Source organism: Pseudaquabacterium terrae (assembly GCF_013266755.1).
Lineage (GTDB): Bacteria > Pseudomonadota > Gammaproteobacteria > Burkholderiales > Burkholderiaceae_C > Pseudaquabacterium > Pseudaquabacterium terrae.
Genome location: NZ_JABRWJ010000003.1, coordinates 76,336 through 90,915 on the forward strand (window position 1 = coordinate 76,336; position 14,580 = coordinate 90,915).

Here is a 14,580-nt window from a genome sequence, read left to right on the forward strand (position 1 = left end):
CCCTCACGCTGGTTGCTACAGCCGCGCCAGGTCCGGCCCCGGCTTCGCCCCGAACCACGCGCGCGCCGTTGCTGCCCGAGCGGCTCGTTCACCGGCCGCGTCGCCGCGCCTGCGCTCGACCTCGGCCAGCGCCGCGAGCGCCCAGCCGTTGTTGCGCACGCGCACCAGCGATTCGCGCAACGCGTCGCGCGCTTCGTCCAACCGGCCTTGGCGCAGGCGCACCGAACCGAGGCTCTGGCGCACCGGGTAGTACCAGTACGGCGGCTCGGTGTAGCTCAGCGTGTCTTCGGTCGCGATGGCGCTCTCGTAGGCCTTGGCCGCAGCGTCGAGGTCGCCGCGGGCATCGGCCAGCCGCCCCTGCGCGACGCGGTGGGCCGTCTGCACGATCGCCTGCGCCGGCACGCCCCAGGGCTCGAAGGGTTTGAAGTCGGCGCTGCTCTCGAGCGTCGCCAGGGCGGCGATGTCGCGCTCGGCCCCGGCGAAGTCGCGCGCGGCCGCCTGCGCCGCGGCGCGGGCGTAGTGGTACATCGCGCGCACGAGCACCAGGTCCTGCGGCGGCGCGGGCAGCGCGAGCACGGTCTTGGCGTCGCTGAACTGCGCATGCGCCGCGAAGGGTGCGCCCTTGATCGGCTGCATGATCGCGAAGGCCCGCACGACGTCCACCGGCATCGCCGCATCCAGCTTCGCCGCGGCGGCGAGCGCCGTGGGCGCCTGGCCCCCCATCAGCGCCGAGACCATCACGAAGTGCAGGTTGTGCGGGTAGTACGCCGCCTTGTAGATCGGGTCCGACGGCGAGGTCTTGAAATAGTCCTCGTCGACGCGCACCGCGCGCTGGTTCGCCACCAGCGCCTCGCGGTACATGCCGAGGCGATAGTAGATGTGCGCCGGCATGTGCACCAGGTGGCCGGCGCCGGGCGTCAGCGCGGCCAGCCGGCGCGCCGCGGGCAGTGCCTTTTCGGGCTCGGTCGAGGCTTCCATCGCGTGGATGTAGAGGTGGATCGCGCCCGGGTGATCGGGGCTGCGCGCGAGAACGGTCTCCAGCGTCTCGACGATGGTCGCACCGCGCCCTTTCGGCCTGGCGCCGGCGGCCTCCCAGTAGTCCCAGGGCTGCGTGTCCATCGCCGCCTCGGCCGCCAGCGCGAGCACGTTGTCATCGGCGGGGAAACGCGCGGCCACCGCCTTCATCGCATCGGCATAGCGGGCATCGAGGGCCGGCCGGTCGGCCTGCGGGTCGCTGGAATAGCGCGTCTCCAGCGCCTCGATCAGCGCGCGGTTGCGGTCGCTGACCGGCGCCTTCAGCGCGGCGGCCTTCTGCAGCGCGGCCCACGACGGCGCATGGGCCTCGGGCATCATCGGCACGTTGATGTTCGGACCGAGCACCAAGGCCTCGCCCCAGAAGCACATCGCGCACTGCGGGTCCAGCCGCTGTGCCGCCTGGAAGGCCCGCCGGGCCTCGGCATGGTTGAAGCCGAAGGCCAGCCGCAAGCCCTGGTTGAAGTAGGCCTGGGCCTGGGGCGACCGCGTTTCGATGCGCATCGACAGGCGCCCCAGCGCGGGGTACAGCGCCGGCGGCGCGTCGGCGGCGCTCTTCGCTGCGGACGCGGTGTCGCTCTTCACCCGTACCAGCGCCTGCAGCAGCCGCGGCGGGCCATTGAACACCGGCCCGCACGCGCGCCCGCCGGCATCCAGCAGCGAGTCGAAATCGGGGCGCGCGGCGTCGCCGGCCCCGGCGCCGCCGGGTACCAGGCCTGCCACGCTCAGGAACCCTGCGGCCGCCAGGCCGCGCGCCAGCCGGCGCACCGAACCACGAGGAACGCACTGCATATCGCCTCCTTGGCGAAAGGGTTGGAGGGAGCGCTGGCGGCCAGGTCTTTACTCGGCCGTCGTCGGATCGATCACCGACCTCACGCGGGCGATGCTGTCCGCCGGAAAGCCGGAAAGCTCGGCGTGGCGACGCACCAGGCTTTCATCGGAGGCGATGTACACGCAATAGAGCTTGTCGTCGGTCACGTAGCTCTGAACCCATTGCACCGAAGGGCCCAGTTCCCGCAGGGCCGCGCTCGACTTCGCCGACCCGGCCTTCAGATCGCCCTCGGTGAGCTGGCCGGCGCCGGGCATGTTGCGCTCGATGATGAACTTGGGCATAAGACCTCCTGAACAACTCGGCAACGGATGAAGTCGGATGCCATGGCCGAGCACGGCGTCCGCTCCGTTCGTCGCTGGCGCGGGGTGATCCTTACAGGCGCCCTCCCCCGCCAAGAGGGGGGCTCGTCCCCAGTCCCAAACCTAGAGTCGCCGCCATCGAAGGCCGGCTCCTCAGCGCGATCCGCCGGCCTGCATGCAGACCAACGAGCGGAGACACGATGCGCCGAATCACACTTCATTCCTTTCTTCGACCGCGGCACATCGCGCTGGCCGCTGCGCTGACGAGCCTGGCCGCCGCGCCGGCCCTGGGCGTCGAGATCGACCTCGGCAACCCCGACCTGGTGCTGCGCTGGGACAACTCGGTGCGCCTGAACTACGCCGTGCGCACCGAGCAGCGCGATCCGAAGATCGGCAACTCGGCGCTCGCCGACGAAGGCACCTACAGCTTCGACAAGGGCGATGCCGTGGCGCAGCGCTTCGACCTGCTGAGCGAGATGGACCTCGTCTGGCGCAAGCAGCATGGCCTGCGCGTCAGCGCGACCGGCTGGTATGACGGCGCCTATTCCGGCGCCAGCCGCAGCAACCCGAATGCGCCGCTCACCAACATCCCCAGCTACGTCGGCAAGCAGTACTCGTCGACGACCCAGCGGCTGTACCGCGGCGGCTCGGGCGAGATCATGGACGCCTTCGTGTTCGGCGGCGTCGAGCTCGGCGAGATGCCGCTGCGCGCCAAGCTCGGCCGCCACACCGTCTACTGGGGCGAGTCGCTGCTGCTCGGCGGCAACCTGCACAGCGTGGCCTATGCGCAGAACCCGCTCGACCTGCAGAAGGGCTTCGCCACGCCCGGCACCGAGGCCAAGGAACTGTTCCGGCCGCTGAACCAGCTGTCGGCGCAGGCGCAGGTCAGCGAGACGCTGTCGCTCGCGGCGCAGGCGCTGCTCGAATGGGAGCCCTTCCGCTACCCCGAAGGCGGCACCTACCTCGGCCCGGTCGACTTCGCCTTCAACGGCCCCGACCGCCAGTTCCTCAACGCACAGCTCGGCTTCGCTTCGCGCACCAACGCGTCGGAGCCGAAGCAGCGCGGCGAATGGGGCGCCTCGGCGCGCTGGAGCCCGGCCTGGCTCGACGGCACCGTGGGCCTGTACTACCGCAGGTTCGCCGACAAGCTGCCGCAGACCTTCATCACGCAGGCCGCGCCGAACAACAACAGCCGCTACACGCTGATCTACGCGGACAAGATCGACCTGCTGGGCCTGAGCCTGGCGAAGAACATCGCCGGCATCAGCGTCGGCGCCGAGCTGTCGATGCGCCGCAACACGCCGCTATCGTCTCAAGTGCTCGGCATCGCGCCGGGCCTGCCGGCGCGGGGCGAGACCAAGGGCCCGCGCGGCGACACCTGGCACGCGCTGGTGAACGGCCTGGGCGTGATCGGCAAGACGCCGCTGTTCGACGCCGCGAGCTGGAACGCCGAGCTGGTGGCCTCGGGCTGGCGCAAGGTGCGCAGCGGCGCGAACCTGTTCTACGCCGAAGGCTTCGCACCCTGCAAGGGCCGCGACAAGTGGGACGGCTGCATCACCAAGGACTACCTCGGCGCCGGCGTCGGCTTCACGCCGAGCTGGTTCCAGGTGCTGCCGGGCGTCGACGTGTCGGCCCCGATGACCTACGCCATCGGCCTGAAGGGCAACGCGCCCACCGTCTTCGGCGGCAACGAGCGCAGCGGCAACTACAGCATCGGCCTCGCCGCCGACGTGCATCAGAAGTACCGCTTCGACCTGAAATACATCGACTACGTCGGCCGCTATCGCGACAACGGCACGGCCGTGACGACGCAGAACGGCTTCACGACGCTGCTGCGCGACCGCGGCTTCGTGAGCCTGACGTTCAAGACCACCTTCTGAAGGAAACGACGATGAACAGCCCGCACTTCAAGTTTCACCGCCTGCTGGTTGCGCTCGTCGCCGCGGGCCTCGCCGCCGGCGCGCACGCCGCCGTGACACCCGACGAGGCCAAGGCGCTCGGCAGCACGCTGACCGCCATCGGCGCCGAGAAGGCCGGCAACAAGGACGGCACCATTCCCGCCTACGCCGGCGGCCTGACCAGCGCGCCGGCCGGCTTCAAGCCCGGCGATGGCCTGCGCCCGAACCCCTACGCCGCCGAGAAGCCGCGGCTGGTCGTCGACGCCAAGACCATGGCCGCGCACGCCGACCGGCTGACCGAGGGCACCAAGGCGCTGCTGCAGAAGTACCCCAGCTTCCGCGTCGATGTCTACCCGACGCACCGCAGCGTCGCGTTCCCGAAGTTCGTCGCCGACAACACCGCGAAGAACGCCGTGCGCGCGAAGACGCTGAACGACGGCCGTTCGATGGAAGGCGCACACGCCGGCTTCCCGTTCCCGCTGCCCAAGGACGGCTACGAGGCGATGTGGAACCACCTGGTGCGCTTCAACGGCCCCGCCTACGAAGCCAAGTACCGCAACCTGAGCGTCGACGCGAGCGGCCGGGCCACGCTGGCCACCGAAGGCATCAGCGTGCAGGAGTTCCCGTTCTGGGACACCACCAAGACCGGCGCCGACACCTTCTGGCGCATCAAGCTCAGCTACACCGGCCCGGCCCGCCGCGCCGGCGAGGCGCTGATGCTGGTCGACCCGCTGGACATCGGCACCAAGGACCGCCGTGCCTGGAGCTACCTGCCCGGCCAGCGCCGCGTGAAGGTGGCGCCCGACCTGGCGCACGACACGCCCAACCCCGGCACCGCCGGCGCGACGACGTTCGACGACACCTTCATCTTCAACGGCTCGATGGACCGCTTCGACTTCAAGCTGATCGGCAAGAAGGAGATGCTGGTGCCCTACAACACCTACGCCGCGGTGTACCAGGCCAAGCAGGACGAGCTGCTCAAGGCCAACCACCTGAACCCCGACCTGGTGCGCTGGGAGCTGCACCGGGTGTGGGTCGTCGAGGCCAAGCTGAAGGACGGCAAGCGCCACGTCTACGGCAAGCGCACCTTCTACCTCGACGAGGACTCGTGGGCGGCGCTGGCCAGCGACGAGTACGACGCGCGCGGCCAGCTCTACCGCGCCGGCTTCGCCTACATGGCGCCGAGCTACGACCTGCCCGCCCCCTACACCGACATGTTCGGCCACTACGACCTGGTGTCGCGCGTCTACTCGCTCACCGGCTTCATCGCCGAGACCGGCGGCCTGCGCCACACCAAGCCGCTGCCCGAGCGCGAATGGTCGGCCGATGCGCTGGCCGGCGCCGGCATCCGCTGACGTCCGAAAGACGCGTCCGACCCCATGAAGCGCCGTCACTTCCTCGGCCTCCCGGCCGCCTTCGCCGGCGCCGCGGCCTTCGGCAATCCGGGCCGCGACGTGCTGGATACCCCGGCCCAGCGCAGCCCGCTCGCCGAGCGCGGCCTCATCAACGGCCTGGCGCGTGCCGGCGAGCGTCTCGTCGCCGTCGGCCAGCGCGGCCACGTGCTCTTCAGTGACGACGGCGGCCGGCACTGGCAGCAGGCCGAGGTGCCGGCGAGCTCGGATCTGATCGCCGTGCACTTCCCGACGCCGAGGCAGGGTTACGCCTGCGGCCACGACGGCCTGGTGCTCGGCAGCAGCGACAGCGGCCGCACCTGGCGGCGGCTGCTCGACGGGCGCCAGGCCGGCGCGCTGATGCTGGCCCACTACCAGCGCCTGGCCGATCCCAGGCTGGACGCCGCCGCCAAGGAAGCCGCGCGCTTCGCCGCACAGGGCGCCGAGAACCCCTGGCTGGACTGCTGGTTCGCCGACGATGAGACCGGCTTCGTCGTCGGTGCCTTCGGCCAGATCCTGCGCACCGCCGACGGCGGCGCGAGCTGGCAGCCCTGGCTGCATGCGGCCGACAACCCCAAGGGCCTGCACCTGTATGCGGTGCGCGGCATCGGAGCCGACGTGTGGATCGCCGGCGAGCAAGGCCTGCTGCTGAAGCTCGACCGCGACGCCGGCCGCTTCAAGGCGATCGAGCTGCCGTACAAGGGCACGCTGTTCGGCGTGATCGGCAACCCGCGCGGCGTGCTGGTGCACGGCCTGCGCGGCACCGTGCTGCGTTCGACCGACGGCGGCCGCTCGTGGGCCGCCGTGCCCACCGGGCTGCAGATCGGCCTGCCCGCGGCAACGCTCGACGCGCAGAACCGCTTCGTGCTGGTCAGCCAGGCCGGCCACGTGCTCGCCAGCCGCGACGACGGCGCGAGCTTCGTGCCGATCGCCGTCGAGCGCCCGCTGCCCGCGGCCGCGGTCGCCGCCGCGCCCGGCGCGCTGGTGCTCGCCGGGCCGCGCGGCGTGCGCGCCATCACGCTTCCCTGAGGACTTTCGCCCATGCACGCTGCCGACACCGGCGACACCCCGGCCGCCCCGCCCGCGCTGGAGCACTTCGACCCGCAATCGGGCTCGCGACTGGAGCGGCTGGTCTTCAACCACCGCGGCGCGGTGCTGCTGCTGTGCGCGCTGCTGACCATCGTCTTCGCCGCCCTCGCGGCGACGAAGCTGAGGCTCAACGCCAGCTTCGAGAAGATGATCCCGCGCAGCCACCCGTACATCCAGAACTACCTCGAACACCGCAGCGAGCTGCGCGGCCTGGGCAATTCGCTGCGCATCGTCGTCGCGGCACGCGACGGCGACATCTACCAGCCGAAGTACGTGGAGACGCTCAGGCGCATCCACGACGAGGTGTTCCTGACGCCGGGCGTCGACCGCGCCTGGATCAAGTCGCTGTGGGCGCCCGGCGTGCGCTGGACCGAGGTCACCGAGGAAGGCTTTCGCGGCGGCCCGGTGATGCCGGACAACTACGACGGCTCGCGGCGCGCCACCGAGCAGCTGCGCGGCAACCTGGCACGCGCCAACCTGGTGGGCAGCCTGGTCGGCAAGGACTTCAAGTCCAGCATGCTGGTCGTGCCGCTGCTCGACCAGGACCCGACGACCGGCCAGCGCATCGACTACCGCGCCCTGTCGCGCGCCGTCGAGCAGATCCGCGGCCGGCACGAGGCCGACGGCGCGGTCAGCGTGCATGTCGTCGGCTTCGCCAAGCTGGTCGGCGACCTGATCGACGGGCTGATGCAGGTGGCGCTGTACTTCGGCCTGGCGGCCCTGGTGGCCGCGGCGATCATCTACGCCTACACCCGCTGCGTGCGCAGCACGCTGCTGGTGCTGGCCTGCTCGCTGGTGGCGGTGGTGTGGCAGCTCGGCCTGGTGGCCGCCTGCGGCCTCGAGCTCGACCCGTATTCGATCCTCGTGCCCTTCCTCGTCTTCGCCATCGGCGTCAGCCACGGCGCGCAGAAGATGAACGGCATCATGCAGGACATCGGCCGCGGCGCGCACCGCCTGGTGGCCGCGCGCTTCACGTTCCGGCGCCTGTTCCTCGCCGGGCTGACGGCCCTGCTGGCCGATGCGGTCGGCTTCGGCGTGCTGATGCTGATCGACATCGCGGTGATCCGCGAGCTGGCGCTGGCCGCAAGCCTCGGCGTCGCGGTGCTGATCGTCACCAACCTGATCCTGCTGCCGGTGCTGCTGTCCCATGTGGGCGTCAGTCCGGCGGCGGCCGAGCGTGCCCTGCGCGCCGAGCAGTCCCCGAGCGGGGCGATGCAACACCTGTGGCGCGGGCTCGAACGCTTCGTCGAGCGGCGCTACGCCTATGGTGCGATCGCCGTCGCCGTGCTGCTGACCGGTTTCGGCTGGTGGATGAGCCAGCGCCTGGCGATCGGCGACCTGGACCCCGGTGCGCCGGAGCTGCGTGCCGACTCGCGCTACAACCGCGACAACGCGTACATCAACGACCGCTACGCGCTGTCGTCCGACACCTTCGCAGTGATCGTGAAGACCGCGAAGGAAGGCTGCCTGAAGTACACCACGCTGGTCGAGGCCGACCGCCTGGCCTGGGCGCTGCAGCAGGTCGACGGCGTGCAGACCACCGCCGCGCTGACCAATGCGGTGCGCCAGATCACCGCAGGCAGCAACGAGGGCAGCCCGAAGTGGCTGACGATCGCCCGCAACCAGGACGTGCTGAACTACGGCGCGCAGCAGGCCAGCGTCAACAACCCGGACCTGTTCAACACCGAATGCTCGGTGATGCCGGTGATCGCCTACCTGTCGGACCACCGCGCCGAGACGCTGGACCGCGTGGTGGCCTCCGCCTCCACCTTCGCTGCGGCGCATTCGACGCCCGAACGCCGCTTCCTACTGGCCGCCGGCTCGGCCGGCATCGAGGCCGCCACCAACATCGTCGTGCGCCAGGCCTGGACGCAGATGCTGCTGTGGGTTTATGCCGCGGTGATCGTGCTGGCCTTCATCACCTTCCGCAGCTGGCGCGCGGTGGTCGTCGCAGTGGTGCCGCTGATCGTGACCTCGGTGCTGTGCGAGGCGCTGATGGTGGTCTTGGGCATCGGCGTCAAGGTGGCCACGCTGCCGGTGGTGGCGCTCGGCGTGGGCATCGGCGTGGACTACGCGCTGTACCTGCTGAGCGTGCAGCTGGCGCAGCAGCGCCAGGGCGTGCCGCTGGCCGAGGCCTATGCGCGGGCGCTCAAATTCACCGGCAAGGTCGTCGCGCTGGTGGGCGTCACGCTGGCCGCCGGCGTGCTGACCTGGGCGCTCTCGCCCATCAAGTTCCAGGCCGACATGGGGATCCTGCTGGCCTTCATGTTCTTGTGGAACATGGTGGGGGCGGTGGTGTTGATTCCGGCGTTGTCGCAGGTGCTGCTGCCGGATGGGTTGCAGCTGCGGCGCGCAAACCCGTGGACGGCGACGGACGCCTGATCACTTCGAAGGTACTTCGCCGAGAGGTGCAACGCTAGCACGCGGCCGGCGCGACGGCCGGTGCCGACAGCGGCCGCAACGCGCCCGGCAGCGCAGCCCGGCACAGTGCTTCGGCGAAGAAGAAGTCGCCGAACATCGTTGCGCTGTTGACACCTTCGTTGTGCGGCTTGGAGTAACACGCGTTGCGCAGCAGGCCGCGGTGCCTGGGGTCGGCCGCGAATTCGTCGCGGCACAGGCCTTCCAGCATCGCCAGGCCGCGCCGCGACCACTTCGCACCCATGTCGGCGTCGGGATGAATGTGGCCCAGCTCGAGCAGCGCCGACGAGACAGCGGCTGCGGCGGCGGTGTCCGGAATGAGCGCGTCGGCGCCGGTGGCATCGAAGTCCCACGGCGGCACGACGCGGCCTTCCAGCCGCTTGATGTAGTACGTGGCCAGCCGCTCGGCCAGTTGCAGATAGTCGCGCCGGCCGGTCTCGCGCGCGGAAGTCACGTAGCCGTAGATCGCCCAGCCCTGGCCGCGCGACCAGGCCGATTCGTCGAAGGCGCCCTGGAAGGTGTAGCCGCGGATCCGTTCGCCGCTCGAGACGTCGTACTCCACTGCGTGGTAGGTCGATCCATCAGGGCGCACGAAGGCCTGCGCCGTCAGTGCCGCGTGCGCGTCGGCGGCCAGGCGGAAGCTGGCGTCGCCGCTGTGGTTCGAAGCCCAGTACAGCAGCGAAAGGTTGGCCATCGTGTCGATGGCCGAACTGCGGCGGCCGCGCGGGTCGTCCATCGGGCCCCACGACGCCAGGTAGGCGCCGCGCTGCGTGGTGACGATGCGTGCGCGCAGCTTGTCGGCCGCCTGCAGGGCGATGTCGGCATACCAGCGGTCGCCGGTGATGTGGAAGCCGGGGATCGCGCTGCTGTCGAAGATGAACCCGATGTCGTGGGTGTTCGGGTCCTCGGCGCGCTGCGCCACCAGGCGCATGCGCTCACGCGCCCAGACCAGGTACTTGTCATTCTTCGTCTTCAGGTACGAGGCGAACAAGAGGCCGACCCAGAAGCCGCACAGCCAGTTGCCGTGACTCCAGGCCTCGCCGGTGTAGCCGGCCGACAGCGAGGCCGGAAGCTTGATCCACGAGCCGTCGGCGGCGGTGACGTGCGGAAACTCGACGCCGAGCGTCGGCTCGTCTTCGGCCACTTTGCGCGCCATCTGGTCGAGCGTCTGCGAGAACAGGGCCAGCTGGGCCGGCGTGGCGTGCTGGCTTGGCACCTGGCCGCTCACTTCGTGTGTCATGTACAAGCTCTCCGGGAACTGTTTCGATCGCCGGCGGGCGGGGCCCGCAGCACTGGAAAAAATTCTAGGAGGCAGATGCCAAGCCACGTTAGGACGAAGCGCGGCTTGTCTTGGACTTTTCAGCAGGACCCCTCGGGCCGACCTCGGGCCCGGCTCAGCTGGTGAGCTTGGCGAGGCTTTGCCGGAACTCCAGCGGCGAACGCCCGGTGTGCTTCTTGAACGCACGGCTGAAATAGGCCGGGTCGTCGAAGGCCAGGCGGTCGGCCACCTCGGCGATGCTGACCTCGGAGTGCAGCAGCAGGCGTTTGGCCTCCAGCATCACGCGTTCGCGGATCTGCTTGGCCGCGGTGGTGCCGGTGGCCCGGCGCACCGCTTCGTTCAGCGAGCGCTCGTTCACGCGCAGCATCTGCGCGTACTCGCCGACCTCCTGCACGGTGCTGAAGTCCTTCTCGAGCAGGCTCTTGAAGCGGCGCGCCAGGAACAGGCTGCGCGATGCCGGGTCGGTGCCAACGCCGGGCTCGGCCATGCGCGAGGCTTTCACCAGCAGGATGTACAAGTACGAGCGCACGACGTCGGCCCAGCCCGACTGGTCGGCGACGTACTCCTCGCCGATCGAATTCAAGGTCTCGACGATGCTGCGCGCCTGCGCGTCGTCGAGGTAAAGCGCCTGCACGCTGTTGTCGAGGTCGTAGACCGGCAGCTCGCTCAGCATGTTCTTGTTCTGCAGCTGCAGCACGAAGAACTCGGCGCTGAAGTTGATGGTGAAGCCCACCGTGTCGTCCGACAGCACGAAGTCGTGGACCTGGCCCGGCGCCATGAAGAAAAGCGTTCTCGGCTTCACCTCGTAGTTCACCGAATCGATGATGTGGTGGCCGGTGCCATGTTCGACCCAGTCGATCTGGTAGAAATCGTGCCGGTGCGGATACGGCAGCGTCGACATCAGGTTCTGCAGCGGCGCGAAGTGGAAGTCGAGCGACTTGATCTGCGAGCCGTAATCGAAGTTGTCGATCCTGAAGATCGGCAGTCGGCAGCAGGACATGCCGTGCATCGGGACACTCTCCATCGATTGATCCGGACACTATAGGCCCGGCCTCATCCCCCCTCGCGCTTCCCGTCGATCAGCCGCGGCACGCGCAGCGGGTTGCCCTCGCGCAGTGCACCGGGCAGCAGGGCGTCGGGCAGGTCCTGGTAGCACACCGGACGCAGGAAACGCTGAATCGCCAGCGCGCCGACCGATGTGCTGCGGCCGTCCGACGTGGCCGGGAACGGTCCGCCGTGCACCATGGCATGCGCGACCTCGACCCCCGTCGGGAAACCGTTGACGAGGATGCGGCCGGCCTTGCGTTCCAGTACCGGAAGCAGTTGGCGTGCTTCGGCATGGTCCGCATCCGTCAGGTGCAGCGTCGCGGTCAGCTGGCCTTCCAGGTGTTCGGCGATGGTTCGCATTTGTGCGATGTCCTCGCAGTCGACCAGCACGCCGGCGGGGCCGAAGACCTCCTGCTCCAGCTCGGGCCGCGTGAGCACGGTGTGCGCCGTTGTCGAGAACAGCGCCGGCTGCGCCGCACCAGGCCGATCGTCGGCAGCGGAGGTACCACGCGCCAGTTCACGCACGCCGGCGACGCCCTGCAGGCGTTGCACGCCCGACTGGTAGGCCGAGTGAATGCCCGGCGTCAGCATCACCGCCGCGTCCTTGGCACCCAGGGCCGTGGTGGCCGCCGCCTTGAAGCGGTCGAACGCAGGGCCCGCGCTGCCGAGGACCAGGCCCGGGTTCGTGCAGAACTGCCCGACGCCCAGCACCAGCGAGTCGACCCAGGCCTGCGCCAGCGCTTCGGGCGCCGTGGCCAGCGCGCCCGGCAGCAGGAACACCGGGTTGATGCTGCTCATTTCCGCAAAGACGGGAATCGGCTGCGGGCGCGCGGCGGCGATGCGGCACAGCGCCAGCCCGCCCGCGCGCGAGCCGGTGAAGCCGACGGCCTGGATCGCGGGGTGCGAGACCAGGGCCTGGCCGATGGCATTGCCTTCGCCGATCAGCAGCGAGAACACGCCCTCGGGCAGGCCGCAGGCCTGCACTGCTGCCTGGATCACGCGGCCGACCAGCTCGGAGGTGCCCAGGTGCCCCGGATGCGCCTTCACGACCACCGGGCAGCCCGCGGCCAGCGCCGACGCGGTATCGCCACCGGCCACCGAGAACGCCAGCGGGAAGTTGCTGGCGCCGAATACCGCGACCGGGCCGAGCGCGACGTTGCGCAACCGCAGGTCGGGGCGGCGCCCTGGCACGCGGTCGGGCAGCGCCCTGTCGATCGTCACGTCGAGCCAGCGGCCGTCGCGCACCACCGAGGCGAACAGCCGCAGCTGACCGACCGTGCGGCCGCGCTCACCTTCGAGCCGCGCCTTGGGCAGGCCGCTCTCGGCCTGCGCGCGTTCGATCAGCGCCGGCCCCAGGTCGACCAGGCCCTCGGCGATGCGCTCCAGGAAGTGCGCGCGCTGTTCGAGCGTGGTCTCGCGATAGCGGTCGAAGGCCGCGGCAGCCAGCGCGCAGGCGCGTTCGACCTCCGCCGCGCCGCCGCCCCCGAAACAGGGGCCGAGGCTTGAACCCGAAGCCGGGTCGATGGCCTGCAACTCGGCCAGCTGGCCCCGCACCGCGGCGCCGCCGATCAACATTTCGCCGGTGATCTTCATGTCTTGTCCCGATTCAGAGCCTGCCGTCGGCGAGCAATCCGCGCGCGGCCAGGTTGGCGATCAGCGCCCGCAGGCCGAAGCGCCAAGGGGCCACCTGGTCGGAGGTGTTGACGAGGTTGCGCAAGGTGCCCAGCTTCGCGCTGCGGATCGTGACCTCGTCGCCCACGTGGTGGGTGAAGCCGTGTCCGGGTTCGCCGCGGTCCTCGGTCGGCGCGAACAGCGTGCCCAGGAACAGCATGAAGCCGTCCGGGTACTGGTGCGTCGCGTTGAGCGTCTGCGCGGCCAGGTCCTGCGGGTCGCGGCTGATGCGCTTCATCGAACTGCTGCCGCGCATCACGAAGCCGTCCTCGCCCTGGACCAGCAGCTCCACCTCCTGCGCACGCACGTCGTCGAGCGAGAAGGTGGCGTCGAACAGCCGGATGAACGGACCGATCGCGCACGAGGCGTTGTTGTCCTTGGCCTTGCTGAGCAGCAGCGCGCTGCGGCCTTCGAAGTCGCGCAGGTTCACGTCGTTGCCGAGCGCCGCACCGACGATGCGGCCGCGGCTGTCGACCGCGAGCACGACCTCGGGCTCGGGGTTATTCCACGCCGACTGGGGGTGGATGCCGATCTCGACGCCGGTGCCGACGGCGGCCAGCGCCGGGGCCTTGGTGAAGATCTCGGCGTCGGGGCCGATGCCCACCTCGAGGTATTGCGACCACAGGCCCTGCTCGATCAGCAGCGCCTTCAGCTTCATCGCCTGCGGCGAGCCGGGCACCACGGCGGCCAGGTCGTCGCCGATTAGCGAGCGCACGCGGCCGCGTACCTCGGCCGCGCGGCCCGCGTCGCCGCGGGTCTGCTCCTCGATCACGCGCTCCAGCATGCTGGCCGCGAAGGTGACCCCGGCGGCCTTGATGACCTGCAGGTCGCAGGGAGCCAGCAGGTAGGGCTGGCTCGGGTCGGGCGAGGGCACCGAGTTCCTCAGCACGTCGTCGACGCTGCCGATGCGCCGCCCCGGCGTGCGCTGCACCAGCGCGGCCGGGTCCTCCCGGTCGAGCAGCGTGCTGACCGTGGCGGCGACCGTGCTCAGGTCGTAGACGCCGTCCTCGCGCAACGTGATGACCGCCGGCCCACCCAGCGGGCCCGGCAGCCACGCGCGGCCGATCAGCGTGCCGGCAAGGTGGTCGGCGGGAAGCATGTCCGAGCTCGAGTACATCGTGCACTCCTTGAATTGATTGATGGTCATCCCGCGGCCTCAGTCAAGGCGCAGTTCCTTTAGCGCCGACAGCCCGCCCAGCACCGCCTCGCCCGACTGCTTGCGCACCATGGTGTCCATGACCAGGATACGCTTGGCCAGCTTCTTGTCGACCACGGTCACCTCGACCGTGATCGTGTCGCCGACGAACACCGGCCCGAGGAACTTCAGTTCCTGGCCGACATAGGCGAAGCCGGGGCCGGTGAGCTCGGTGTGGGCCGTCGAGACGATGGCGCCGGTGAGCAGGCCGTGCGCCACGCGCTTGCCGAACGGCGTGCCGGCCGCGAACGCGGCATCCATGTGCAGCGGATTGAGGTCGCCCGACAGATGGCCGAAGGCATCGACATCGGCGCCGGTGATGGTGCGCGACAGGGTCTGCTTGCGGCCGACCGGGATGTCGTCGAAGCGAAGCCGACGGGTGGTATGTGCGCTCATGGCGGGTTCCTTGGGGCTGTGGGGTGGGCGCTT

The 14,580-nt window shown here is 70.1% G+C and carries 11 protein-coding genes; 4 read left to right on the forward strand and 7 right to left on the reverse strand.

The annotated features are described in order from the left end of the window. Nucleotides 1-15: 15 nt before the first annotated feature. Together HLB44_RS09405 and HLB44_RS09410 are read right to left on the reverse strand one after the other, a co-directional pair. Nucleotides 16-1,824: a tetratricopeptide repeat protein gene (locus HLB44_RS09405; RefSeq protein WP_246312178.1), complete on the reverse strand. Its 1,809-nt coding sequence runs from the start codon at nt 1,822-1,824 to the stop codon at nt 16-18. A 48-nt stretch (nt 1,825-1,872) separates the two neighbouring features. Then, the gene (locus HLB44_RS09410; RefSeq protein ID WP_173122332.1) at nt 1,873-2,145 is read right to left on the reverse strand and encodes a DUF4242 domain-containing protein; all 273 of its coding nucleotides are present in this window, start codon (nt 2,143-2,145) and stop codon (nt 1,873-1,875) included. 218 nt (nt 2,146-2,363) lie between these two features. On the opposite strand from HLB44_RS09410, the gene HLB44_RS09415 reads away from it, so the two are divergent. The 4 genes from HLB44_RS09415 to HLB44_RS09430 are packed head-to-tail and all read left to right on the forward strand — an operon-like array spanning nt 2,364 to nt 8,923. Beyond that, on the forward strand, nt 2,364-4,043 hold the full coding sequence (locus HLB44_RS09415; protein ID WP_173122333.1) for a DUF1302 domain-containing protein: 1,680 nt from the start codon (nt 2,364-2,366) through the stop codon (nt 4,041-4,043). 11 nt (nt 4,044-4,054) lie between these two features. Further along, complete coding sequence (locus tag HLB44_RS09420) at nt 4,055-5,416, forward strand: DUF1329 domain-containing protein (RefSeq protein ID WP_173122334.1); 1,362 nt, start codon at nt 4,055-4,057, stop codon at nt 5,414-5,416. Between the two features lie 24 nt (nt 5,417-5,440). Continuing rightward, entirely contained in the window at nt 5,441-6,481 is a 1,041-nt protein-coding gene (locus tag HLB44_RS09425; protein ID WP_173122335.1) for a WD40/YVTN/BNR-like repeat-containing protein, read from the forward strand. Between the two features lie 12 nt (nt 6,482-6,493). Continuing rightward, nucleotides 6,494-8,923: an efflux RND transporter permease subunit gene (locus HLB44_RS09430; protein ID WP_173122336.1), complete on the forward strand. Its 2,430-nt coding sequence runs from the start codon at nt 6,494-6,496 to the stop codon at nt 8,921-8,923. Nucleotides 8,924-8,957: 34 nt separating this feature from the next. On the opposite strand, the gene HLB44_RS09435 is transcribed toward HLB44_RS09430, so the two are convergent. The 5 genes from HLB44_RS09435 to HLB44_RS09455 form a co-directional block, all read right to left on the reverse strand. Further along, on the reverse strand, nt 8,958-10,199 hold the full coding sequence (locus HLB44_RS09435; RefSeq protein WP_173122337.1) for a glycoside hydrolase family 88 protein: 1,242 nt from the start codon (nt 10,197-10,199) through the stop codon (nt 8,958-8,960). Between the two features lie 154 nt (nt 10,200-10,353). Further along, on the reverse strand, nt 10,354-11,247 hold the full coding sequence (locus HLB44_RS09440) for a helix-turn-helix domain-containing protein (RefSeq protein WP_173122338.1): 894 nt from the start codon (nt 11,245-11,247) through the stop codon (nt 10,354-10,356). A gap of 44 nt (nt 11,248-11,291) precedes the next feature. Further along, the gene (locus HLB44_RS09445; RefSeq protein WP_173122339.1) at nt 11,292-12,878 is read right to left on the reverse strand and encodes an aldehyde dehydrogenase (NADP(+)); all 1,587 of its coding nucleotides are present in this window, start codon (nt 12,876-12,878) and stop codon (nt 11,292-11,294) included. A gap of 13 nt (nt 12,879-12,891) precedes the next feature. Then, nucleotides 12,892-14,103, reverse strand: coding sequence for a fumarylacetoacetate hydrolase family protein (locus HLB44_RS09450; protein ID WP_246312179.1), 1,212 nt, complete (start codon nt 14,101-14,103; stop codon nt 12,892-12,894). Between the two features lie 9 nt (nt 14,104-14,112). Further along, a complete protein-coding gene (locus HLB44_RS09455) occupies nt 14,113-14,547 on the reverse strand; it encodes a MaoC family dehydratase (protein WP_173122340.1) in 435 nt (144 codons plus the stop codon). Nucleotides 14,548-14,580 lie beyond the last annotated feature (33 nt).